The organism is Chitinimonas sp. JJ19, from assembly GCF_036961565.1.
GTDB lineage: Bacteria > Pseudomonadota > Gammaproteobacteria > Burkholderiales > Chitinimonadaceae > Chitinimonas.
This window is the reverse complement of the sequence record NZ_JBAMDD010000001.1, coordinates 201,054-224,441: the sequence shown is the minus strand read 5'-3', so window position 1 is coordinate 224,441 and position 23,388 is coordinate 201,054. Positions and strand designations below refer to the sequence as shown.

The 23,388-nt window shown below is 63.4% G+C and carries 23 protein-coding genes; 16 read left to right on the top strand and 7 right to left on the bottom strand.

The window, feature by feature from the left end:
• Nucleotides 1-53 precede the first annotated feature (53 nt).
• The 3 genes from greB to V7714_RS01015 all read right to left on the bottom strand — a co-directional run bounded on the left by greB (nucleotide 54) and on the right by V7714_RS01015 (nucleotide 3,836).
• A complete protein-coding gene (gene greB, locus V7714_RS01025) occupies nucleotides 54-611 on the bottom strand; it encodes a transcription elongation factor GreB (RefSeq protein ID WP_335387382.1) in 558 nt (185 codons plus the stop codon).
• A 7-nt stretch (nucleotides 612-618) separates the two neighbouring features.
• On the bottom strand, nucleotides 619-2,214 hold the full coding sequence (locus V7714_RS01020; RefSeq protein WP_335387380.1) for a pseudouridine synthase: 1,596 nt from the start codon (nucleotides 2,212-2,214) through the stop codon (nucleotides 619-621).
• Nucleotides 2,215-2,405: 191 nt separating this feature from the next.
• Nucleotides 2,406-3,836 (bottom strand): aminotransferase-like domain-containing protein, encoded by a 1,431-nt coding sequence (locus V7714_RS01015; protein WP_335387379.1) that lies wholly within the window; start codon nucleotides 3,834-3,836, stop codon nucleotides 2,406-2,408.
• A 193-nt stretch (nucleotides 3,837-4,029) separates the two neighbouring features.
• On the opposite strand from V7714_RS01015, the gene V7714_RS01010 reads away from it, so the two are divergent.
• From V7714_RS01010 to V7714_RS00950, 13 genes are all read left to right on the top strand, one after another.
• Nucleotides 4,030-4,572 (top strand): M15 family metallopeptidase, encoded by a 543-nt coding sequence (locus V7714_RS01010; RefSeq protein ID WP_335387378.1) that lies wholly within the window; start codon nucleotides 4,030-4,032, stop codon nucleotides 4,570-4,572.
• A 5-nt stretch (nucleotides 4,573-4,577) separates the two neighbouring features.
• A complete protein-coding gene (locus V7714_RS01005; RefSeq protein ID WP_335387377.1) occupies nucleotides 4,578-5,222 on the top strand; it encodes a histidine phosphatase family protein in 645 nt (214 codons plus the stop codon).
• Nucleotides 5,223-5,234: 12 nt separating this feature from the next.
• Nucleotides 5,235-6,599 (top strand): DNA repair protein RadA, encoded by a 1,365-nt coding sequence (gene radA / locus V7714_RS01000; protein ID WP_335387376.1) that lies wholly within the window; start codon nucleotides 5,235-5,237, stop codon nucleotides 6,597-6,599.
• A 240-nt stretch (nucleotides 6,600-6,839) separates the two neighbouring features.
• Nucleotides 6,840-7,181 (top strand): thioredoxin TrxA, encoded by a 342-nt coding sequence (gene trxA, locus V7714_RS00995; RefSeq protein ID WP_284196679.1) that lies wholly within the window; start codon nucleotides 6,840-6,842, stop codon nucleotides 7,179-7,181.
• 267 nt (nucleotides 7,182-7,448) lie between these two features.
• Complete coding sequence (gene rho, locus V7714_RS00990; RefSeq protein WP_284196680.1) at nucleotides 7,449-8,699, top strand: transcription termination factor Rho; 1,251 nt, start codon at nucleotides 7,449-7,451, stop codon at nucleotides 8,697-8,699.
• 277 nt (nucleotides 8,700-8,976) lie between these two features.
• Complete coding sequence (locus tag V7714_RS00985) at nucleotides 8,977-9,237, top strand: type B 50S ribosomal protein L31 (protein WP_284196681.1); 261 nt, start codon at nucleotides 8,977-8,979, stop codon at nucleotides 9,235-9,237.
• 168 nt (nucleotides 9,238-9,405) lie between these two features.
• Nucleotides 9,406-11,052: an ArnT family glycosyltransferase gene (locus tag V7714_RS00980; protein ID WP_335387375.1), complete on the top strand. Its 1,647-nt coding sequence runs from the start codon at nucleotides 9,406-9,408 to the stop codon at nucleotides 11,050-11,052.
• Between the two features lie 39 nt (nucleotides 11,053-11,091).
• Nucleotides 11,092-13,194 carry an amidohydrolase family protein gene (locus V7714_RS00975; RefSeq protein ID WP_335387374.1) on the top strand — a complete coding sequence of 701 codons (2,103 nt, stop codon included), beginning with the start codon at nucleotides 11,092-11,094 and terminating at the stop codon, nucleotides 13,192-13,194.
• Nucleotides 13,191-13,802 (top strand): phosphatase PAP2 family protein, encoded by a 612-nt coding sequence (locus V7714_RS00970; protein WP_335387372.1) that lies wholly within the window; start codon nucleotides 13,191-13,193, stop codon nucleotides 13,800-13,802. The genes V7714_RS00975 and V7714_RS00970 overlap by 4 nt, the downstream gene beginning before the upstream one ends.
• Nucleotides 13,796-14,524: a hypothetical protein gene (locus tag V7714_RS00965; protein ID WP_335387371.1), complete on the top strand. Its 729-nt coding sequence runs from the start codon at nucleotides 13,796-13,798 to the stop codon at nucleotides 14,522-14,524. Before V7714_RS00970 ends, V7714_RS00965 begins: the two co-directional genes overlap by 7 nt.
• The gene (locus V7714_RS00960) at nucleotides 14,512-15,516 is read left to right on the top strand and encodes an aromatic ring-hydroxylating dioxygenase subunit alpha (protein WP_335387370.1); all 1,005 of its coding nucleotides are present in this window, start codon (nucleotides 14,512-14,514) and stop codon (nucleotides 15,514-15,516) included. The genes V7714_RS00965 and V7714_RS00960 overlap by 13 nt, the downstream gene beginning before the upstream one ends.
• Nucleotides 15,506-16,330: an SDR family NAD(P)-dependent oxidoreductase gene (locus V7714_RS00955; protein WP_335387368.1), complete on the top strand. Its 825-nt coding sequence runs from the start codon at nucleotides 15,506-15,508 to the stop codon at nucleotides 16,328-16,330. Before V7714_RS00960 ends, V7714_RS00955 begins: the two co-directional genes overlap by 11 nt.
• Nucleotides 16,327-17,205: a ferritin-like domain-containing protein gene (locus V7714_RS00950; protein ID WP_335387366.1), complete on the top strand. Its 879-nt coding sequence runs from the start codon at nucleotides 16,327-16,329 to the stop codon at nucleotides 17,203-17,205. Before V7714_RS00955 ends, V7714_RS00950 begins: the two co-directional genes overlap by 4 nt.
• Here V7714_RS00950 and V7714_RS00945 read toward each other — a convergent pair.
• The 4 genes from V7714_RS00945 to V7714_RS00930 are packed head-to-tail and all read right to left on the bottom strand — an operon-like array spanning nucleotide 17,196 to nucleotide 20,886.
• Nucleotides 17,196-18,782 carry a GH3 family domain-containing protein gene (locus V7714_RS00945; RefSeq protein ID WP_335387364.1) on the bottom strand — a complete coding sequence of 529 codons (1,587 nt, stop codon included), beginning with the start codon at nucleotides 18,780-18,782 and terminating at the stop codon, nucleotides 17,196-17,198. The genes V7714_RS00950 and V7714_RS00945 overlap by 10 nt on opposite strands.
• Nucleotides 18,779-19,408, bottom strand: coding sequence for an acyltransferase (locus V7714_RS00940; protein WP_335387363.1), 630 nt, complete (start codon nucleotides 19,406-19,408; stop codon nucleotides 18,779-18,781). Before V7714_RS00940 ends, V7714_RS00945 begins: the two co-directional genes overlap by 4 nt.
• Nucleotides 19,405-20,433 (bottom strand): aromatic ring-hydroxylating dioxygenase subunit alpha, encoded by a 1,029-nt coding sequence (locus V7714_RS00935; RefSeq protein ID WP_335387362.1) that lies wholly within the window; start codon nucleotides 20,431-20,433, stop codon nucleotides 19,405-19,407. The genes V7714_RS00940 and V7714_RS00935 overlap by 4 nt, the downstream gene beginning before the upstream one ends.
• Before the next feature lie 18 nt (nucleotides 20,434-20,451).
• Complete coding sequence (locus V7714_RS00930; protein ID WP_335387361.1) at nucleotides 20,452-20,886, bottom strand: hypothetical protein; 435 nt, start codon at nucleotides 20,884-20,886, stop codon at nucleotides 20,452-20,454.
• An 89-nt stretch (nucleotides 20,887-20,975) separates the two neighbouring features.
• Here V7714_RS00930 and V7714_RS00925 point away from each other — a divergent pair, with 89 nt between their 5' ends.
• The 3 genes from V7714_RS00925 to V7714_RS00915 are packed head-to-tail and all read left to right on the top strand — an operon-like array spanning nucleotide 20,976 to nucleotide 23,281.
• On the top strand, nucleotides 20,976-21,758 hold the full coding sequence (locus V7714_RS00925) for a sterol desaturase family protein (protein ID WP_335387360.1): 783 nt from the start codon (nucleotides 20,976-20,978) through the stop codon (nucleotides 21,756-21,758).
• Between the two features lie 3 nt (nucleotides 21,759-21,761).
• Nucleotides 21,762-22,991, top strand: coding sequence for a hypothetical protein (locus V7714_RS00920; protein WP_335387359.1), 1,230 nt, complete (start codon nucleotides 21,762-21,764; stop codon nucleotides 22,989-22,991).
• Nucleotides 22,988-23,281: a 2Fe-2S iron-sulfur cluster binding domain-containing protein gene (locus tag V7714_RS00915; RefSeq protein ID WP_335387358.1), complete on the top strand. Its 294-nt coding sequence runs from the start codon at nucleotides 22,988-22,990 to the stop codon at nucleotides 23,279-23,281. The genes V7714_RS00920 and V7714_RS00915 overlap by 4 nt, the downstream gene beginning before the upstream one ends.
• Nucleotides 23,282-23,388: the final 107 nt, after the last annotated feature.

The window sequence follows — 23,388 nt, the reverse complement described above, 5'->3', positions numbered from 1 at the left end:
GTCAGGCCGCAACCAAGGTCATCAGGCTTGCGCCCAAAGGCATGCCGAAACCGTCAACCCAGATCGCAGTAGCGTACTTCCAGTATCTCTATCTCTTCGGCGCCAGCAGGGCCACGCAAGACGACGGTTTCACCTTCACGCGCTTTCAGCAGCGTGCGGGCCAGTGGCGATATCCAGCTGATATGGCCGCGGTCCAGATCGAGCTCATCCACGCCCACGATACTGACGGTCTGCTCCTCGCCGTTCCCGCGCAATACCGTCACCGTGGCCGAGAAAAACACCTGGTCAGTCGCCTCTCGCATTGCCGGGTCGACCACCTCGGCATTTTCCATGCGCTTGGTCAGAAAACGGATGCGCCGGTCTATCTCGCGCAAACGCTTCTTGCCATAGATGTAATCGCCGTTCTCCGACCTATCCCCATTGCCTGCCGCCCAGTTGATCATCTGGGTCAGCGCCGGCCGCTCCTTGGTGACCAGATCATGCAGCTCCACCCGCATCCGATTCCAGCCACCCGGCGTCATGTAGTTCTTGGTCGAGTGCGGCAGTTGCAGATGCTCGGGTAGCGCATCGTCCTCGTCGCCGTCACTCTCCCTGGTAAAGGCCTTGTTCATGGCAGCCTCAGCGGGTAGGCACCCGGCCAGTCAGGCTCAGGCCGGCCCATTTCAGCACCGCCAGCACCTCAGGCTCGTCCAGCTCATAGTACTGGCCACGCTTGAGCCGCGAGGGCAGCGTCAGCATGCCAAACCGGACCCGCATCAGGCGCGACACCGTCAGTTCGTAATGCTCGAACATCCGTCGCACCTCACGATTCCGGCCTTCCTTCAAGATGACACGATACCAGTGGTTCATGCCTTCGCCACCCTGATCCTCCAGCACTTCGAAGCGGGCGGTACCATCCTCCAGCTCGATCCCCGTCACCAGCTCTTTTTTCTGCTCGTCGCTCAGTTGCCCCAAGATGCGCACGGCGTACTCGCGCTGCACCTCGAAGCGGGGATGCATCAGGCGATTAGCCAGGTCACCCGAGGTCGTGAAGATCAATAGACCCGAGGTGTTGAAATCCAGCCGGCCCACGGCAATCCAGGCCGAGCTTTGTACCTTGGGCAGGCGCTCGAACACCGTCGTGCGGCCGGCCGGGTCATCACGGCTGACCAGCTCACCCTCCTGCTTGTGGTACAGCACGATACGGGGCAGGCGATCGGGCCACTTGATCAGTATGGGCTTGCCATCAAACAGCACGCGGTCGCCAGGTGCCACACGGGCACCGGGCTGCACGATCTCGCCGTTGATGCTGACCCGTCCGGCCGACACCCATTCATCGCAATCACGGCGCGAACCCACGCCCGACAAGGCCAGCGCCTTCTGTATCCGCAGCTCGCCGATATGGCGTGCTTCCACCCGCTTCTCGCGCAGCTCCAGCGCCTGGCGCTCGTGCTTCTCGCTACCGTGCCGCATGCGCAGCTTCTTGGCCGGCTCCACCGGCAGCTCGGCGATATTGACCGGTGGCTTGCGCCCAGCGGCCTTGCGGGCTTCACGGCGCGCCTCGGCGTCCTGGGGCTGGCTAGCACCTGGGTGGCGCTGCTTGTCTATGCTGCCAAAACCATGGCTGCGCAGGTCGTCGCCACCTGCGGCGGCAGGCGCGTTGCGAGGCACGCGGCTACCGGTGGCGGTACGACCTTCCGGATTACGCTGATCTGCATTGCGCCCCGCCTGGGCCGCACCGCGCGGACCACGCGGGGCCTTGCTGTCTGCAGGCGCTGCGCGGCGGCCATCGCGCGGCATTTCGTCGTAACGGCCTGCCGGTGCAGCACTGCGCGGTCCGCGCGGCGCCTGGGCATCGCTACCCGCACGGCCACGCCCCTGCTCAGCCGGCGCGCCACGGCGGCCTTCACGGCTGGCTTCCTCATAACGCCCGGCCGGCGCAGCACTACGTGGTCCGCGTGGCGCCTGGGCATCACTGCCGGCGCGGCCACGCCCCGGCTCGCCCGGTGCCCCACGACGACCTTCGCGTGGCGCCTCTTCGTAACGTCCCGCCGGGGCAGCGCTGCGCGGCCCGCGTGGTGGCTTGCTGTCGGTGGCGCTACGGCCACGGCCGGGCTCAGATGGTGCATTGCGGCCCTGGCCAGCATCCCCCTGGGGTGGACGGCCGCGTCCACCACTACGTGGGGCGCCGTCATATGCAGCAGATTTGGGGGCAGGTTTGCGTGGCGGGGCCATGTTGGAACTCCAATGAACAACGGCGGAGTAACCCGCCGTTCATACTACTGACAAGATGACATACCTAAAGTGGCAGCAGCCCCAGAGGGTGCGAACCACCTCGCCGCAGCGGCGTGCGAGGTAGGCCGAGTGTCGATCCCGGCATACTGAACGGTGATTTTCGGCACCGCCTGAGGTATAGACTACAGCCATTATAGCGCGCGAGCGGGCTCTCCTGCCGCCACACGTTCCAGCCAGTCCCAAACTCGGGGGTCCTGCATGTGTGCAACATTGAAGCGCAACCAAGGTGTAGCGCCGCTTTGCGGGCAGAACAATACCCCTGGCGCCTGCATCAGGCCTTCCATCAGTGCAGCCTGCGCCAACGGCGCGGTGTCCTCCACATGCGGCAGGCGGGCATAGCAGAACATGCCGCCACTGGGCTGCGCCCATAAGCTGAAACCCAGCTTCTCCAGCCTGGGCAAAACCTGGTCGGCGGCCTGCTTCAGGTGGCTCTTTACCCGCTCCATATGCTTGCGATAAGCCCCTTCGGTCAGCATGGCATGTATCACCCGCTCTGCCGCCTCAGAGGTAGACAGCCCGGTCAGCAGCTTCAGATCGCATAGGTCCTGTGCCCGCTTGGCATCCGCCGCAATAAAACCTACCCGCAGATTGGCCGAGAGGGTCTTGGAGAAGCTGCCTATGTAGATCACCCGGTTGAGTTGATCCAGCGCCGCCAAGCGCTCACCAGGGCCGGTCTGGAAATCGCTGTAGATGTCGTCCTCGACAATGGTCAGATCATATTTCTCCGCCAGTTGCAGGATGCGGAACGCCGTCGCCCGGTTCAGGCTGGTTCCGGTCGGGTTGTGCAACACACTGTTGGTGATGAATAGCTTGGGCTTGTGTTCGGCCAGCAAGGCCTCCAGTACCGCCACATCAGGGCCATTGGGCGTGCGCGGCACACCATAAAGCCGTGCGCCGTTGAGCTTCTGGTTGGCAAATACATTGAAGAACCCCGGCTCATCCACCAGCACCGCATCGCCCTCATCCACGAAATAGCGGGCGATCAGATCCAGCGCCTGCATGGCGCCGTTGGTCAGTACGATCTGTTCAGGCTCAGCCTCGATCTCCAGCTCGGCCATGCGTACCGTCAGTTGCTGGCGCAAGGGCCGATAGCCAAACGGCTCGCCATAGGCGGTCAGCCTAGCATTGGGCCGGCGTGTCAGGTCGCGCAAGGCTTTTTCCAACTCAGCCTGCGGCATCCAGTCAGCCGGTAGCCAGCCACAACCAGGCTTGAGTATGCCGTTGTCCGCCGTCAGCGCATCCTGTCGTAGCAGCCACAGGCTATCCACACAGCGGCGCAAAGGGGGTTCGCGTCGTATCGGCGTGTGGGCATGCGCCTCCATGCGGGTCGCCACAAAAAATCCCGCCCCACGCCGCGACTGCACATAACCCAGCGCCACCAACCTGTCGTAAGCCTCCACCACGGTGAACTTGGAGACATGATATTCGGCCGCAAAGCCCCGTATGGAAGGCAGGCGGCTACCAGCCCGCAGACTCTTGTCGCCAATACGGGCAATAAACTGTTCGACTATCTGCTCAACCAGCGGCTGCGCCAGGTCATGGTCCACGATAAAGGGTTGCATCTGCACGCTCCGGCTTGACCGGACAAAACTGTCCAGCACTGTCAGGTGATTGTCCTGCAAGCAAGGGCAAGGCGCCAGTGCGATTTATCACAGCTAGACCGCATAAGCGGGCAGATGCTAGCCAGGTAGCGAAGTACCAGTACAGTTGCAAGCCCTCCCCCAAGCAAGCGGACACGCGCTACACTGCGGCGACATGATGACCGCTGACCACCCCCTCGCGCTGCTGCATACCGAACTCGGCATACCCACCGACTATGGCTACCGCCGCGGCCTGGCCGTGCAGGAAGAGGCCAGGCTGCTGGTGCCGCTGGGGCTGGACTGCCTGGGACGTGATCAGTTTGCCGAGCCGGCCACCGCAGCTGCCTGGCGCACGATGCAGGCCGCCGCCCTGACGGACGGTGTCGTGCTGCAACTGGTTTCAGCCTTCCGCAGTGTGGCCTACCAGGCTGGCCTGATACGTCGCAAGCTGGATCAAGGCCTGGCCATGGAAGCCATACTGGCCGTCAGCGCCGCCCCCGGCTACAGCGAACACCATACCGGCCGCGCACTGGACATTACCGCCCCTGGCGAGGCCGTACTGGAAGAAACATTTGAACTGAGCGCCGCATTCAATTGGTTGATCGGCCACGCACATGAGCATGGTTTTGCCATGAGCTACCCGCGCGACAACCCTGCCGGCATTGCCTACGAACCCTGGCACTGGTGCTATCACGCACCGGCCAACTCCCGGATCTGACAACCATGCCCGACACCATTTTCTGGCTGATACGCCACGGCGAAACAGCCTGGAACACCGAGCGCCGCTTTCAAGGCCACACCGATATCGGCCTCAATGCCACGGGCCGCCAGCAGGCCCAACTGCTGGCCGAGCGACTGCGTGCCGATCACAGGGATTCCCCATTCAGCGCCGTCTTCAGCAGCGATCTGAGCCGTGCTCGCGACACCGCCCTGGCCATCATCAACCAGATCAACCTGCCACTGGCACAGCACACCGGCTTGCGTGAGCGTCACTACGGCGTGCTGTCGGCCTTGACGCCTGAGGAGATGGCGACCCAGCACCCGGAGGATTTCCGCCTGTGGCAACTGCGCCAGCCCGACCATATCCTGCCTGGCGGCGAAAGCCTGCTGGGCTTCAACGCCCGGGTATTGGATACCCTGGCTGAGATAGGCGAACAGCATGCCGGCCAGCAGGTCGTCGTGGTCGCCCACGGCGGCGTGCTCGACTGCATCTACCGTGCTGCCATGAACATGCCTTTATCGCAAAAGCGCGAGCACAGCCTGCACAACGCCAGCATCAACCGGGTACGCCTGGGCGGCGGCCGCTTCCATATCGAGCAATGGGGCGATATCGCCCATCTTGAAACCGAAGCCTTTGACGAACTCTGATATCCCCTGCTGATGGCCAAGCCCAAAACTGTCTATATCTGCGCCACCTGTGGTGGCAGTAACCCCAAATGGCAAGGCCAGTGCCCCCATTGCAATGCCTGGAACACCCTGGCCGAATCCATCGTAGCCGAGCCCCGTGCCGGCAGCAGCCGCTTCCAGGCACTGGCTGCCGGCGGCGGCGTGCAGGCACTGAACGAGGTGGAAACCGCCGAAGCCCCGCGCACCACCACGGGTAGCGAGGAATTTGACCGCGTATTGGGCGGCGGCCTGGTGCGCGGCGCCGTCGTACTGATAGGTGGCGACCCTGGCATAGGCAAATCCACCCTGCTCCTGCAGGTGCTGGCCCACCTGGGCCAGGACAACAAGGTGCTGTATGTGTCCGGCGAGGAGTCGGCGCAGCAGATCGCCCTGCGCGCCCGCCGCCTGGCCGTTGAAGCCGGCCCCGTCCGCCTGCTGGCCGAGATCAATATGGAAACCATATTGGCGACGCTGGCGGCTGAAAAACCCGATATGGTGGTCATCGACTCCATCCAGACGGTCTATAGCGAGCAGCTGCAATCAGCCCCCGGCTCAGTCGCACAGGTACGCGAGTGCTCAGCCCAGCTGACTCGCTACGCCAAGACCAGTGGCACCACCATCCTGCTGGTTGGCCATGTCACCAAGGATGGCGCCCTCGCCGGCCCGCGTGTGCTTGAGCACATCGTCGATGCGGTGCTGTACTTCGAAGGCGATACCCACTCCAGCTTCCGTCTGATACGGGCGCAGAAGAACCGCTTTGGTGCCGTCAACGAACTGGGCGTGTTTGCCATGACCGACAAGGGCTTGCGCGGGGTGACCAATCCCTCCGCGCTATTCCTGTCGCAGCACGCCGAGCCAGTACCGGGCGCCTGTGTACTGGTCACCCAGGAAGGCACGCGCCCCCTGCTGGTAGAAATACAGGCCCTGGTGGACGAAGCACACGCCCCCAACCCCAAGCGCCTGGCCGTGGGGCTGGAAAACAACCGCCTGGCCTTGCTGCTGGCGGTATTGCATCGCCACGCTGGTGTGGCCTGCTTCGATCAGGATGTATTCGTCAATGCCGTCGGTGGTGTACGCATTGCCGAGCCCGCCGCCGACCTGGCCGTACTGCTGGCCATCGTCTCTTCGCTACGCAACAAGCCGCTGCCTGCCAAGCTGGTGGTGTTTGGCGAAGTGGGCCTGGCTGGTGAGGTCAGGCCAGTACAGCGCGGCCAGGAGCGCCTCAAGGAAGCCGCCAAACTGGGCTTCACCACCGCCATCATCCCCAAGGCAAATGCCCCCAAGGGGCCTATTGCAGGCATGACCGTCATCGCAGTGGAGCGGCTGGAGCAGGCGGTGGGTGCCCTGCGCGAGGCTTGAGCGCCTTTATGCACTCAGCTCATAGCTGGCTGATGACGCTGGAACAGACTCCAGGGAAGCCCTGGCGCTAGACGCCGAAGCAACCCGAACCAGCAGGCGTTCCACTGATCCTGCTCACCCCGCTATCGCCCCCATACAAACAATCAATCAGCTGTCGCTTTTCGGTTGAGTACCCAATCGGGTACGATGCAGCCATCGCCGGATTCGCACCGGCCACGTCCAACGAATCGGAGAAAATCCATGAGTAGCGAACTGATCCACCACGTCTCTGACGCCAGTTTTGAAGCCGAAGTCCTGCAGGCTGCCGGCCCCGTGCTGGTTGACTACTGGGCCGAATGGTGCGGCCCTTGCAAGATGATCGCCCCCATCCTCGATGAAGTGGCCAACGAATACAGCGGCAAGCTCAAGGTATCCAAGCTCAATATCGACGAGAACCAGGCTACCCCCCCCAAGTACGGCATCCGTGGCATCCCCACCCTGATGCTGTTCAATGGCGGCGAAGTGGTTGCCACCAAGGTGGGCGCCCTGTCCAAGTCGCAACTGACTGCCTTTATCGACAGCCACCTGCAAGCCGCAGCCTGAGTGAGGCCCATGCCGCCACCCGCGTTCTGATGGGGTGGCCGGAAGGCCCACAAGCTGGCTCAAACGCCGCTACTTGTGCAACACAAGCAGCGGCGTTGTTGCAAGAACCTGCATTCAGCATTGACAGCAGCACAAGCCGCAACTAAGCTGCGTTCAAACCTGTTCAATCGCCGATGAACCCATTCCGGCGATTCCGGCTCCCAGCCGATCTATCCTTACCTCCAAAAAACAAACTCCCTCCACCAAGACTGGAAAGTCTACCCGCACATGCATTTGTCCGATCTCAAGCACAAACACGTGTCCGAACTGGTCGATATGGCCACCGACATCGACGGTGCAAACCGGATGCGCAAGCAAGACCTGATCTTCGCCCTGCTGAAAAGCCAGGCCAAGAAAGGCGAGAGCATCTTCGGCGATGGCACCCTTGAAGTGCTGCCCGATGGTTTTGGCTTTCTGCGCAGCCCCGACACCAGCTACCTGGCAGGCCCCGACGACATCTACGTCAGCCCCAGCCAGATACGTCGCTTCAACCTGCACACCGGCGATACCATCGAAGGCGAGATACGCACGCCCAAGGATGGCGAGCGCTACTTCGCCCTGGTGAAGGTGGACCGTGTCAACAACGACACGCCCGAAGCCACCAAGAACAAGATCCTGTTCGAAAACCTGACGCCGCTGTTCCCGTCCGAGCGCATGACGCTGGAACGTGACATCAAGGCTGATGAGAACATCACCGGTCGCGTCATCGACCTGATTGCCCCCATAGGCAAGGGACAGCGCGGCTTGCTGGTCGCCCCGCCCAAGTCAGGCAAGACGGTGATGCTGACCCATATTGCCCACGCCATCACCTCGAACCACCCGGATGTCATTCTCATCGTCCTGCTGATAGATGAGCGCCCGGAAGAAGTGACCGAGATGACGCGTACCGTGCGCGGCGAAGTGGTGGCCTCGACCTTTGACGAGCCACCTACCCGCCATGTGCAGGTGGCCGAAATGGTCATCGAGAAGGCCAAGCGCCTGGTCGAGCACAAGAAGGATGTGGTCATCCTGCTGGATTCCATCACCCGTCTGGCTCGCGCCTACAACACCGTCATCCCGGCCTCCGGCAAGGTACTGACGGGTGGCGTGGACGCCAACGCCCTGCAAAAGCCCAAGCGTTTCTTCGGCGCTGCCCGCAATATTGAAGAAGGTGGCTCGCTTACCATCATTGCGACAGCCCTGACCGATACCGGCAGCCGTATGGATGACGTGATCTACGAAGAATTCAAAGGCACCGGCAACATGGAACTACATCTCGACCGCCGCATGGCCGAGAAGCGCATCTACCCGGCCATCAACGTCAACCGTTCCGGCACCCGCCGCGAAGAGCTGCTGATCCCGCAGGAACAGCTGCAAAAAATCTGGGTGCTGCGCAAGTTACTCTATCCGATGGACGAACTGGAGGCGATGGACTTCCTGTTGGGCAAGGTCAAGCAGACCAAGAACAACAACGATTTCTTCGACTCCATGCGCCGCTAAGGCGTCGCAGGTTCAGAAAGCGGGTGACAGCGTCACCCGCTTTTTTATTGGGCTTGCAGCACTTTGCATGTCACAGCCGCACGACTTCATAGCCCCGCGACTCGCAGCAGCGACTTAACCCAGTCATCACCAACCAGCTGATTTGGTTGGAACACCACAGCAGCGGCTAAGTTTTACCTTGCCCAATCAAAGGGCTATGTCGCATAATCATGGACTTTTCTACGTAAGACCGGGCACTGCACAACCCAGGCCCACCTTTAGCTAAGGGACTCCCGAAATGAAAGCTGGCATTCACCCCGAATACAACGAAATCATCTTCTTTGATGCAAGCGTTGACTTCAAATTCCTGACCCGTACCACCATGAAGGCCCGTGGCGCCGAAACCATGAAGTGGACCGACGGCAAGGACTACCCCGTGGTTCGTCTGGACGTTTCGTCCGAATCGCACCCCTTCTACACCGGCAAGCAAAAGATCGTCGATACCGCCGGCCGTATCGAGAAGTTCAACAACAAGTTCTCCATGTACAGCAAGAAGTAATTCCTGCTACGCATGCAAAAAGGCAGCCCAGGCTGCCTTTTTTGTTTTTCAGCCGGCCACTCTCAACAGCCTATCGGCACTGTGGCTGCACCCGCCACCCACCAAGCGATACGCCTCACGCTTTGTGCTCCCTGCTAGACTGCGCACATTGCCCCAACCCGCTGCACCATGCTGACCTATACCCCGCCTCACGAACAGGATCTGCCGCCTGCCACCGAAAAACCCTGGCTGCTGCTGCTGTTATGCCTGGCCTGGCTGCTGCCTGGCCTGCTGGGCCTGGAACCACTCAAGCCTGATGAGCCCATCGTCGCCGATATCGTCCGGCACTTTATCGATGGTCACCCACTCAGCCTGCCCATGCTGGCCGGCGAGGCCTGGGTGGAACGCGCGCCCCTGTTCTACTGGGTCGCCACAGGCTTTGCCTGGCTGGGCCAGTGGCTAGGGCTCAGCCTGCATGAAGGCGCCCGGCTGGCCACAGGCTGTTTTATGGCCCTGGCCCTATGGGGAACCGGCATGACGGCGCGCGAGCTGATCGGCCGCCGGCATGGCCGTAGTGCCGTACTGATACTGATAGGTTGCGCGGGGCTGTTGCTGCCTGGCCATGCCCTGACGACCGATGTGGCCGTCCTGGCCGGTTGGTGCTGGGGTGGTTACGCCTTGGCGCTGGCGCCGCGTCGCCCCTACCCGGCCGCCGCCATACTGGGTGCAGCCCTGGTCACCTGTGGTCTGGCCGGCAGTCTAGCCGAACCCGCCATGCTGCTCCTGCTGGCGTTGCTGCTGCCGCTCTTCCGCGCTTGGCGCTTTCCCCGCTATGGCCTTGTCCTGTTGATCGCGCTGGCTATTGCGCTACCACTGGTGGCTGCCTGGCCCTTGGCCCTCAGCCATGCCTCCGGCGCAGCCTACGACCAGTGGCGTGATCATTATGCCCTGGGCTTCTTTGGCGGCTTTGCGCAGGTGCAGCTAGGCCACCCCTTTGGCTACTACCTGCGGTTGCTACCCTGGTTTGCCTGGCCCGCCTGGTTCCTCGCGGCGGCGACCCTGTGGATGCAGCGTGAGCGACTGATGCAACCGCGCTTCCAGCTGCCACTGGTAGCAGCCGCCCTGGCACTGCTATGCCTGCTGCTTTCCAATAGCGGCCGGGCTGGGTACGCCCTGCTGCTGCTGCCCCCTCTGGCCTGGATAGGTGCGGTAGGGCTGGACGTATTGCGGCGCGGGGCCTCGGCTTTCGTCAACTGGTTCGGCGTCATGACCTTCGGCCTGCTGGCCCTGTTCCTGTGGGTCTGCTGGCTGGCCATGCATTTCGGCCTGCCGGTGCGGCTCAGCGGTCGTATCCAGGAACTGGCACCCAGCTTCAGCCCCACCTTCAGCATCCTGGCCCTGCTGCTTTGCCTGGGCTTTACCCTGGCCTGGCTATGGGCCGTATCGCGCCGCCGCCCGGTGGGCCGGCAAGCGGTCACCAACTGGGCAGCCGGCATTACCCTGTGCTGGGGCCTGGCGGTGCTGATTGCCGGCAACTGGGTCAATGCCCGCACCAGCTACCGCGACTTCGCCCACGCCATTGCCCCCGCGCTGCCCAAAACCGGCTGCATCGCCAGCGAAAACCTGCAAGCCAGCCAGCGTGCCATCCTGCATTACTACCTGGGCTTGTCCACCCTGCGCCGCGAGACACACCCCAATCATGGTTGCGACTGGTTGCTGCGCCAGGGCGGCAGCGAAGCCCTCAATCCACCGCCCGGCTGGCAACTGGTCTGGCAGGGAAACCGGCCTGGCGATCGCAAGGAGCGCTTCTATCTATATCGCCAGGATGCACCGTGACGTGCGCCCGTCTGCAGCCCATCCTGGCCCGCACACACCATGCTTGATGTCCTGATACGCAATGCCCTGGTTTTCGATGGCCGGGGCCATGCGCCGCAAAAGCTGGACGTCGGCATACTGGCGGGCAAGATCAGCCAACTGGCGCCCGCCATCAGCGCGCCGGCACGGCAGGTGGTGGAGGCCGATGGCCTGTGGCTCACGCCCGGCTTTGTCGATATCCACACCCATTACGATCTGGAGGTGGAAGTCGCACCAGGCCTCGCTGAATCGGTACGGCATGGTGTTACCACGGTATTGATGGGCAATTGCAGCCTGTCTGTCGCCTGCGGCGACCCGGCCGACCTGGCAGACATCTTCCAGCGTGTGGAAACCCTGCCTCGGCCCCTGATTCAGCGCTGGCTGGCGCAAGCTGCCAGCTGGACCAGCCTGGGCCGCTATCTCGACCACCTGGCGCAACTGCCACTGGGCCCCAATGTAGCCGTACTCCTCGGCCACAGCGCATTGCGGGTCAAGGTCATGGGGCTGGCGCGCAGCGTCAGCGCCCATGCCACGCCCGCCGAAATTTCCGCCATGCGCACCCTGGCCGACGAAGGCTTGGCGGCCGGCTTCTGCGGTCTGTCGGTTGATATGGTGCACTGGCACAAGGTGCATGGCGCCTGGGCCGGCCGCGCCCTGCCCTCGCACCATGCTGACTACGCCGAATACGCCGCCCTGGCCGATGCCTGCCGCGAGCGTGATGCGGTGTTCCAGGTCACGCCCAATCCGGAACGACAGCAATCGGTCTGGCACATACTGCGGCTAGGCGCCGGCCATTGGCGCCGGCCACCGCTGCGCATGACACTGCTGTCTGCGCTCGATATCGACACCCAGCCGCTGCTGTGGCGACTCTATGCGCCGCTGCTATGGTGCTACAACCGCCTGCTCGGCAACAATCTGCGCATGCAGACGCTGACCGAGCCGTTCACCCTGTATTCCGACGGGCCCATCACCCCGCTGTTCGAAGAATTCCCCAGCGGGGTGCAGCTCAACAATACCGATACCCCGGCACAACGCCGGGCGCTATGGCAGACACCAGGTTTCAAGGCACAGTTTGCCGCCGACTGGCAGCGCCCCGGCATCAAGACCTTCCACCGTGATTTTGCCCGCATCCTGATAGTTACCGCCCCACAGGCTGCCTGGCAGGGCCAGACGGTGGCGGCCGTGGCAGCCGAGCTGGGCATGCCCGCCATGACGCTGTTCATCGAGCTACTAAGCGAGGCCGACACCGCCTTCCGCTGGCAGGCCTCCGGCGCCAATAACCGCGCCGGCATACGGCAGCAGCTGATGTCCCAGCCTTACATCCTGCCTGGTTTCACTGATGCGGGTGCCCATGGCGCCAACCTGGCCTATTTTGATGGTGCCGTCTCGTTGCTCAGGCAAGCCGTGCAAACCGGCTTTATGCCTGTCGAGCGCGCAGTCGCCCGTGTCACGGGCGAGCCCGCTGCCTGGCTCAATCTCGATGTCGGCGTACTGGCCATCGGTAAGCGTGCCGACCTTGCCCTGCTGGATCCCGCCGCCCTGGCACAGGCGCGGCCCGAGCCCTTGCTGGAGCAGGCCGATGAACTGGGTGGCATGCCCCGCATGGTCAACCGTGAACAGACCTCACCAGTCAGGGCAGTCTGGGTAGCCGGCAAGCCCTTGCTGGAACAAGGTAAACCCCTACCCGCATTAGGCCGCGAGCCGGCCGGCCAACTGCTGCGCCCCCGTACCCCCATCCACGGCCGCGCCGCCGTGCAGCAACGCTATCGCGATCGCATCAGCGATCTGCAGTACGACCACGGCCTGGACCAGTACTGGGATATCTTTGTCATGAAGCACCAATGCTGGCCCAATATCTGGCTGCATGTGCTGGCTGTCATCCTCATGTATGGCTCGGCCCTGATTGCCGTATTCAGCCTGAACCCCTGGTGGCTGCTGGGTGTGCCGCTCTCCAACCTGCTGGGCCAGTTTGGACACGCCCGCTTCGAGCCCAGCCATGTGGATGGCCGCGACGCATTGTTTTCATGGCGCGCCATGCACGCCCTGCTCAAGCTGGCGGCGCTGGCACTCAGCGGCCGCTACGCGGCCGAGCTGGCGCGTGTCCAGGCCAAGGTAAAGCCATGATATCCCTGCCCGCCATCACCCCCGGCAATCGCCTGGCCGCCTTGGGCCTGGGCTATCTATTATTCTGCCTGTGCTATCTGGGCAGCCATGCGCTGTCATACGCGCGCGCGAACTATTTGCCGCTCACCGCGCTGGACGCCCTGATCCCCGCCTGGCCTGCCAGCCTATGGCTCTACCTGTCGCAGTTCCTGCTATTGCCGCTGGCCTTCATGCTGGAGCGCGACAGCCTCAGGCTCAGCCGCGCCTACTATGCCATGCTGGCCGCCACCCTCATCAGCTGCACCATCTTCTTGGCCTGGCCCACCACGGTGGGCCAGGAAATGCGGGCAATCAGCGGCTGGACCCAACAGGCATGGCATTGGTTTTATCAGCTGGATGTCGCAGGCAACTGCTTTCCCTCCCTGCATGTGTCGCTGGCCAGCCTGGCCGCCTGGTTACTGGCGGGCCGTGGCGGTGTCTGGCGCCTGCTGGCTCCCGGCTGGGCGGCGTTGATCATGCTGTCGGTACTTACTACCCGACAGCACCGCCTTGTTGATGTACTGGGTGGGCTATGCGTGGCTGCCCTATGTCTACGCCTGGCTGATACCAAGCCGAGGCTGGCATGCTGAGCTGCCGCTTACACGACGTCGCTACACTGGACGATACCACACGCGACCAGATGTATGCCCTGCTGGCCCGCCACTACGCCGCCACCGACCGGCAACGGTTCGAGCAGGATCTGGCGGCCAAGCAGTGGGTATTGCTGCTGACCGATGCACAGGCGCAGTTGCAGGGCTTTTCCACGCTGCATGTCTACGCTGTCATGCATCAGGACAGGGACTGCCGCATCGTCTACTCCGGCGATACCGTGATAGACCGAGCCCACTGGGGCGAGCAGGGGCTGGCCTTCAACTGGCTGCGGCTGGCAGGCCAATTGCGCAGCCAAGCACCCCAGGCGCGCTGGTATTGGTTCCTTATCTCCAAGGGCCATCGTACCTATCGCTATCTACCGGCATTTGCCCGCTGCTTCTATCCGCACTGGCAACACCCCACGCCGGCTTTCGAAGCCAGCCTGCTGCACCGGCTGGCACAAGACCGGTTTGGCGCGCACTACCAGGCCGAACAGGGCATTGTGCGCTTTCCGCAATCGCTGGGGCACCTGCAGGATGACCTTGCACAGGTCAGCATACGGGAGCAGCACCATCCAGCCGTGCGTTTCTTTCTGGAGCGCAACCCCGGCTATGCCCAAGGCCACGAACTATGCTGCCTGTGCGAACTGGCGCCCGACAACCTGCGGCCACTGGCACAGCGCCTGCTGCACAAAGGAGCGAGCAAGCCATGTCAGGCATGAGCGAGCTGAAGCAATTCAACCAGCCCCTGCTGGTCGAGGGCTGGTACTGGCTGCTGCCCTCGCACCAGCTCAAGCCAGGCCAGGTCAAAGCGGTCGAACTGTCCGGCAAGCAACTGGCGGTCTGGCGATCGGCCAGCGGCAAGGTCCATGCCTTCGACGCCCACTGCCCCCATATGGGTGCCCACCTGGCCGAGGGCCGGGTGATGGGCGAGTCCTTGCGCTGTTTCTTTCATAACTGGCGCTTTGAGGCCGATGGCCGCTGTGCCGACATTCCCTGCCTCAAGCGTGATGGTGGTGGCATCCGTGCACAATCCTGGCCGGTTGAGGAACGCTACGGGCTGATCTGGATCTGGCCCGGCACCCAGGCCGGCCCCTTCCTACCCGTCCCGCCAGAGTTAGCTGCACAACCCCTGCGCTACCAGCTAGGCAACCACTTCATCAAGGGCTGTCACCCCAATGTGGTGATGGTCAATGCCATCGACGAGCACCACTTCCAGACCGTACACAAGCTGCCCGGCCATATCCTGTCCTTGGCGGCCACGCCACAGGGCCAGCACACCCTGCATTTTCGCAATACCGGCACCCTACCCCGCCATCATTGGCTGGGGCGCCTGCTGGGACGCTTCTATCGCGGCCCACTGTATTACGAGACCACCTACTGGTATGGCCATGTCGGTGTAGCCAGCTTCGGCCCGGATTTCCTCCACCTGCATGTGATGTTCGCGCTACGCCGGACCCAGGAAGGCAAGACCGAAGGTTGGGCCATCGCACTGACCCGTCGCCACGCCGGCCCGCTGGGCTGGTTGCGCGACCAGCTGGCCCTGTTGATCACCCGCGTAGGCGCCCGGTACTTTGCCCTGGGCGATACACGGGTATTCCAGACCATACGCTTTGACTTCCGCAACCCCACACCGGCCGATCGCTCGGTCATCGCCTTCATCCGCCACTATGAGCAACAAGCCCGTATCAACTGGGAACACCATGACACCTAGGCTGGTCCTGATCACCGGAACATCAGGCGGCATAGGCAAGGCCACCGCCCTCGCCTTTGCCGCCGCCGGCTGGCAGGTACTGGCCGCCAGCCGCCAGCCGGCCACCACCGCAGGCTTGCGGCATATACAGCTGGACCCAGCCTCGGCTGCCGATCGTGCCGCCCTAGTCGAACTCCTGGCGCGTGACTACGGCGGCCGGCTCGATTGCCTGGTCAACAATGCCGGCTATGCCCAAAGCGGTCCGGTAGAGCTGCTGGACGAGGCCGCCTGGCGCAGCCAGCTCGAGACCAATGTGATTGCGCCAGCCCTGCTGACCGCCGCACTGCTGCCCGCGCTGCGCCAGGGTCGTGGCTGCGTGATCAATGTCTCGTCGGTGCTGGGGCGTACCAGTTATGCCTGGCAGGGCGCCTACTGCGCCGCCAAGTTCGGTATGGAAGGCTGGACTGAATCCCTGATGCTGGAAACCCAGGGCCAGGGCATACGGGTACACCTGATCGAGCCCGGCACCACGCGCAGCGAGTTTGGCGCCAATATGCTGCAGATACGGCAGGCCCCCGCCCCCTATACCGCCACTGCCCTGCGTTTTGCCCAGTTGCGTCAGCGCCTGGCGGGCCGCGCCCAGCCATCCGAGAAAGTTGCGCGGGCAATCGTACGGACGGCCCAGGCCCGGCGCGCGCCCTTCCGCCAACTGGTGGGAACCGACGCCCGCCTGGCGGGGCTGCTGCTGGCATGCCTGCCGTCATCGCTATATATCGCGCTGAATCGCCTGCTGGCACGCAAGCTGCTGCACCTGCCGGCCAAGGAGCAATCATGAGTACGCTGGAACAGGTCTGCCGCAAACTGGCCACACGCCTGCCGGCCAACCATGTGGCCACTCAGGCGCCCTCCCTGGCTACGCTCTGGCCAGCCGACTTCTTTCGCTTGCCAGCCACTGCGTTCTGGCAGCAGGCCACGGCGGCGCAGCATGATCAGCTGCTGCACCACTGCGCCGGCGCGCTGCTGCGCGAGGCCTTGGGCATAGAACGTACCGCCATGGACTATTGTGCCCGCCGGGTACTGGCGACAGAAGATGCGCTAGAAAAACAGGTCTACAGCCTGACCGGCGCCGATGAAGCGCGCCACTACCACTGGCTATGTTCAATTGCCGACCCGGCCAGCATTGCGGCTGAGCCGGACAGCTTTACCCGCTTTCTGCAGCGGCTGGTGGCCGAGGGTAGCCCCCAGGTCCAATCCTATCTGCTGCAGATCATTCTCGAGGGCTGGGGCATCCATCACTATCAGCGCCTGGCCCGCCACGCCAACGATGCTGCAGTCAGTGCCGTCATGAATGGCATTGCCCAGGATGAGGCGCTGCACTATGCAGCAGGGGTGGCCCATTTTGATGCCGCGCGCCTGGATGAGGCCGAGCGAGGCTTTATCCGTGCCGCCCTGGCTGAACTGTGCGCCATGCTGGCTTGCGGGCCACTCAGCGTCCTGGGGGTGGTGGAGACCGTGGCTGGCGGCTTCGACGAGGCTACGCGGCTGCGAACGCTTGTGGCGCTGGCCGACCCGGCCCAGACCGAGGAAAAGCTGCAGCAACTGGCGCGCTACATACGCCATAACGGCATGGAGGCCGAGGCAGACTGGCTGGCCGCAGAAGGCCTGCTTAGCCCCATGCCAGCCGAGATGGGCCTGTGCTATTACGGTTGAGCCAGGGCTAGCGCCACCTGCTGGGCCAGCGCCAGGTCGCACAACAGCGCCACATCCTTGATATTGCCTGCCTGCATGCCACGCGCCTGCTGCACGCCATGCAGCAATGCAGCCATATCAGGCCTGCAGATGGCGCGCAGCGGCCCCAACTGCCCTAGAGCGCGGGCCAGACGATAATGCGGCGCGGCCATCAACGCTGCATCCAGGCGCTCGGCCAGGCCGGCCTCGGCCACATCAGACAACAAGGCATAACAGGCAGGGCTGGCCCGCTCCAATGGGCACAGGCAAAGCAGGCCGGCGCGCGAGCCTGTCTCCGCCAGCAGTTGCTGGACAAACGCCTCCGACAGCTTCTCCCCCACCAGGTCTACGCCTCTGCCAGCCCTGCCCAGAAAGCGCAAGCAGGGGGTAGCACCATAGAGGCCAGCCACGGCCACCCTGTCGCGCAGGCAATAGCGCATCAGGCCACCAGCCTGGCTCACCACCAGCTCACCCTCGTCGCCCTCGCGCCATTGCCATAGTGGCCGCAGGCTACCGTCTGCCATCTGCAGCTCCAGGTACACCTCACCCAGCAGCGGTACAGGGGCAGGTGCCCCCTGCAGCGGCACCGTCATGGGTCCTTCTGTCGCCAGCAGGCCCTTGCCTTGCACCATCACCCCGGCAAACAGGTCCCTCAGTTGGCCTGCCGGCCTTGTCGCAGTTGCCTCATCCCAGCAGGAAATCAACTGCAGCTGCGGCCAGACTGTCCGCCAGCCATACCTATGCACCTGGGCAATCGTTGCCAGCCTTGCCGGGGCCAGCGGGGCAAAACGGAACACCAGGCCACCACGCTCCAGCTTGCCGGCCAACAGGGCCGGGGCCAGCCTGTCCAGCGACTGCCCCATATGCTCCAGCAGCAACAACCAGAAAGTCGGGTTCCACACCGACACCACCTCCAGCCTGTCCTCGGCCAGCAGGTGTACCGCCAGCACATCCTTGAAATCCTCGGCGGCAGTCAGGCGCAATGCCGCAGCCGGCGCCACCAGAAAAGGCCGCAGTAGCGCCGCCATGGCGCCGCTGACATAGTCGGTATCGTCCTGGCTGCCCACGGCCACGCCATGCGGCGTGGCGCCCTGCCCCAGCAGGGGTGGCGACACGCTCATAAAGGTCTTGCCACTATTCAGCGTCAGCCCGGCCTGCAGCAGATCATAGGCCCAGATGCGAAACAGCCGGTCAAAGCTGCCCAATAGCGCGCGGTTGTAGGGGATGGCCTTGGCGGCTCCGCTGCTGCCCGAGGTCCGCTCGTAGTAGCGCACCGCCTGGGCCGAGAAGCTATTGCCACCTGTCGCCATATCGGCGTCGACTGTACTGCGCAACGCCTCATAGGCCATGGGCGATAGTTGCTCGAATGCCGCCATCGCCCCCGGTCCAGATAAGCCCAGTCGCTGGCCATGGCGACTACGGCCCGCCGCCGCCAACAAGCGCGCCAGCACCTGCCGCTGGGTCTGCTCGGGCTGCTGCAATTGCTGCTGCATACGGTGCCAGGCAGGTCGGCTCAGCTGTGTCAGCGCCCATCGTACCGGCAGCAGCAGCCAGCTCATTCGGCATCCTGCTGTGGCGGCCGGCCCCCCGCCCACCTGTCGGTCAGGGCATTTAGCTGCGCCCCCGCCGCCACCCGAGCACCCGGCCCGAAGCGCGATCCAGCTCCGATCAGCGCTCCACTGCCCAGGCGTATGCGCCGCACATACAGGCGTAATTCGCCGTTGTTCTTGCGCGACACCACATGGGCATAAAAACCGGCCTTATGCCCTATCACGGCGTAGTCACCGATATCCAGCATGGCCCTATCGGTAATCTCCACCAACGGTGTCCAGTACACCTGCCGGCCGATACGCGCGCCCCAGCCACGCAGCCACAGGCTGTACAGCCCCGGCACCAAGCGCAGGCAGGCCTCCAGCTGCGGCAGGGCGTCATATGGCAGTTGGCACATATGGCCGCCCCACCAGGGCACATAGGTATCGGGCAGGTCCAGCCGGCTCACCCCCTCTCGCACCGGCCAGCAATATTGGTGCAAGCGGTAGCACAGCATGGGCAGCAGATACAGATGCGCCAGCAGGCATAGCAACGGCAGCATGCCGGGCGCCAGCAACAGCCAGACCAGGCATGCCAGCGCCAGCAACAGGAAAACCGTGGGGAAAAGCGAGAATATCCGGCTGCGCCAGGTCATACGTAGAACTCGATCTCGAAGGTTTGCGGCGGCAAGCAGCGTGCATCCTCGCCACGGGCAATGGCATCGCGTATCTCGTCCACACAGCGATGTATGCGGTCAGGCGCGGAGTAGCGATAGTGCCGTCCATGGCGAGCCACCACCTCGCCCTGCTCCGCCAGGATATCGATGTCCTGGTCTATCACCTGCTGCCCCGCCCGCCGCACAAAAGGCCGCGCCAGCGCGGTAAACCAGCCGAACCGATAGCTCAGGTCGGTGTAAACCAGGGTTTGGCGGCCCTGCGAGGGCACAGATTGCGAGGTGATGATGAATTGATAGCCATTGGCCAGGTGATAGCGCACCGAGGTGATATTGGGCTGATAGAAGTGATCTTCATGTACCACCGGCGCATTGCCGGGGTTGAGGAAATACCGCCAGAAACCCAGATTGCCGCGCTCGCCGTGATACACCACCCGTACCATGCCGTTCTCGCGTATCACCGTAGCCGCAATACGCTCACCCTGGCTTACCCGGAACAGCTTGGCATGCACAAAGGCCGTGTGTGGCACGTCGATGTAGTTCTCTATGCAGTCCGCTACATCGGCATCGAAGCGGTTGACCAGCCTGACCCGCCCCCAGCCCGGCGTTTGCCAGTGCGGCATGGCAAAGGGGGGCACATCACGGGCGGCGTTAGCGGGCCTGGCCAGCCTCACGTACACATAGCCATCCTGCTCGCAGGTCTCGAACGGCGGGCTCTCCAGCTTGCGCCCACCCGCTGGGCAGCCCCCCTCAGCCGGAATATGCACCACCTGGCCGGCAGCATCATAACCCCAGCCATGATAGCGGCAATGCAGCCGTCCTCCCTCTACCCTGCCGCTGGAGAGCCGCGCACAGCGATGCAGGCAGCGATCCAGCATGGCAATGGCACGGCCATCCTCAGCCCGCCAAAGCACCAGCTCTTCGTCCAGCACGTTGCAACGCAAGGGCTGCTGGCCCAGCGCCCTGGATTCGGCAGCGATATACCAAAAGCAGCGAAAATGCGGCATGCAGGTGTATTCCGCCGATCAAGCCGGCTGCGGAGGGCGCCGCGCCACCAGCACGCCGGCGATATAACCCAGGCCAGCCACCAGCCAGACCAGGGCGGCTACCACCTCGAAGGTCGTCAGCAACTGCGGCGCCCACAGCCATACCGGCACCAGGATAAAACCGCGCAAGGTACACAACACCGCCAGCACCCACAGGGCTGCACCGGTCAAGGGCAGGCGCCGCATCACACCTGCTGCCGAAAACGCATACAACCCTGCCAGCAGCATCAACCCGCCTATCGCCAGGGTGCTGACCGGTGCCAGCCAACTGCCAGCCACGGCCGAGGCCACCACCTGTGGCGGCGCCCCAAAGAACGCATACCAGCCCGGCCCGAACAGGGGAGCAACAAAATGGATAACAGCACCGAACAGGGCAATGGCTGCAGCGAGCAACAGGGCAAGGCGGTGGAGCATGGTTTTCTTCCCGGCACGATGGACAGCCGGAATATAGGGCATATGGCCCCTGCTGGCACGCACCGGTCAAACCGGGCATCATGGCTGGCATGAGTCAGCTTGCCTTTCCGCTCATGTCGCCAGCGCTGGTGTTCTGGGCCAGCCTGCCCTTCTGCACCTTTGTACTACTGCTCGTGCTGGAGCGCCTGCGACCCTTGCATACGGGCCAGGCCAGCTGCGGGGACTGGCTGCTCAACGGCAGCGGCCTGCTGGCGCAGGGCTTGCTCATACCCTTGCTATCACTCTGGCTGGGGCAGCAACTGGCCATGCAGCTACCCAGCCTGAACGGCATCCTGCCGGGTACCCTGGGTGCCTTTCTGCTCAGCTTTGTCGGTCTGGACCTGCTCTATTACGCCCAGCACCGCTACCTGCACAGCCATGCCTGGTGGCTGCACCTGCCACACCACAGCAGCCAGCAACTGGGCGCCTGGGCCAGTGCCCGCAATACGCTGTGGCTGCAGCCACTGTTTGTCTACGTACTGCCCAGTGCCTTGCTATCGCTGCTGTGCCAGGACAAACAGGCTTATCTGGCCGGCACCCTGCTGACGGCCAGCCTGGATTTATGGCGCCATAGCGCCATACGCTGGCCGCACTGGCTGCAACAGCGCCATGCCTGGCTCAGCTGGCTGCTGATCACCCCAGCCAGCCACCACCTGCACCACGCGGCCGGTAACACCGCCATCAATCTCGGCGCCAATCTCAGCTGTTGGGACAGGCTGTTCGGCAGCTACGCCCCACCACAAGGCTACCCCTTGCGCTATGGCGCCAGGACACGGCAAAGTGCCTGGCAACAACTCCTTACCCCCTGGCATCACAAGCCGGACGAAAGCTAGAACATGCATCGCGGCCTGGAACAATCGCTGCCCCACTCCCTGCTGGACGACCCGCAACTGGGCAAGCAGGTAGCGCTCAATCTCAAACGTAATCGCGCCCAGGATGCCACCGAGGCCATGGAAGCCGCCGTTGCGGCCTATCGCTTCGAAGACTGCCAGCACAGCGCCTGGAACCCCGAGCAATACGCCTTGCTCTGGGGCACCGCGCTCTGGCATGAATCCAGCCCCAGCCAGCGCCGTCTACTCAACCAACTGTATTGGGTGGCCTACTACAGCCAGATCATGTCTGCCGAGATTGCCACCATCTTCCTCAACCAGGTCTCGGCTGCGGGGCTTTATGCGGTAGAGGATTTTCGTCCCATCTGCGATAGCCTGGATCTCGAGACGCGCCAGGAGCGCGCCCATATCCATGCCTTCAAGACCATAGGCGAGGACGTGGAGCACCGCCTGTTCGGCCGCCGCATCTTCACCTACCCCATGCGCCACCCCATGACCGAAACCATGGTGTTTGCCGATACCAATGGCCTCAGAACCTGGTGGAAAGGCATACAACTAAGGGCCTTCACCGCCATGGCCGGCAACCCCTTTCTGGGTAGCCAGTATCTGCTGATACGAGGCCTGCGTACCCTCAATGGCAAGATCGTGCAGCACAAGCTCAGCCAGTACTACGAGCACCATCCGGATCAGGCCAACGCCCCCATACCCGCTGCCATCAGCTGGTACCATTTCTCGGATGAGAGCTTTCACTTCCACACCTCCCGCCTGGTGGGTGTGGAGGTGCCCCGCGTGCTACCCAAGCCCACCGCCTTCGAGCGCTGGGTGGTCAATCAGGGAGTGGCGGGCTGCCAGCGCGATCACTACCACTTCTCCAGCGCGGTGAATGGCATCTTCTGGTACGACCCGGCACTGTACCGCCCCATCTACCAGGTACTGCGCTCACCTACCTTTGGCTTGGACCATGGTGGCGCCATGCAGATGCTGCACCGCAGCTTCTGCGAGGACTCCGAAGGCGTACAGGCCGCCGCCCAGACACATAGTGAGGCGGTGGCGTCCTATCGCCTGTTTGTCGATTCCATCAGCTGGCTAAGCGCCAGCAATCGCGAAATGCGCCACATGGCCGGCAACAATACCCAGCGCTATCTACGCACCAACCGCCAGGCCTATGCCCGCTTCAAAGGCCAGGCAGCCGCGCTGGAGCGCACCCACAATCTTCTGCAGACCGCCCGCGCATGACGCACTACACCCTGGATTTTCCCGACAGCCCCCATCCCAGCATCCAGCTGCCCGAGGGCAGCGCACTGTCGCTGCAGCTCTCCGCCCTCAATTCGCCCCTGCTATTCGGCTGCCGCGCCGGCCTGTGCGGCACCTGCCTGATAGAGCTGCAGCCAGGCACCGAGGGCAGCATCGCCCCCGCAGGCGCCGACGAAAGGGAGGCCCTGGAGATCTACGCCCCCGACCAACCGCTTGCCCGCCTGGCCTGCCAGGTACACGTCACCGGCGATATGCGCATACGCAAACTGTGATCATGGCCGTAGCACCTCGGTGCCACAGCCTTGCTGGCGACACAGTGAGTCGCCAACCCAGCCCAGCGTAGTGGTTTTGACGGGCACGCGAACAGGCAGTACGTGGC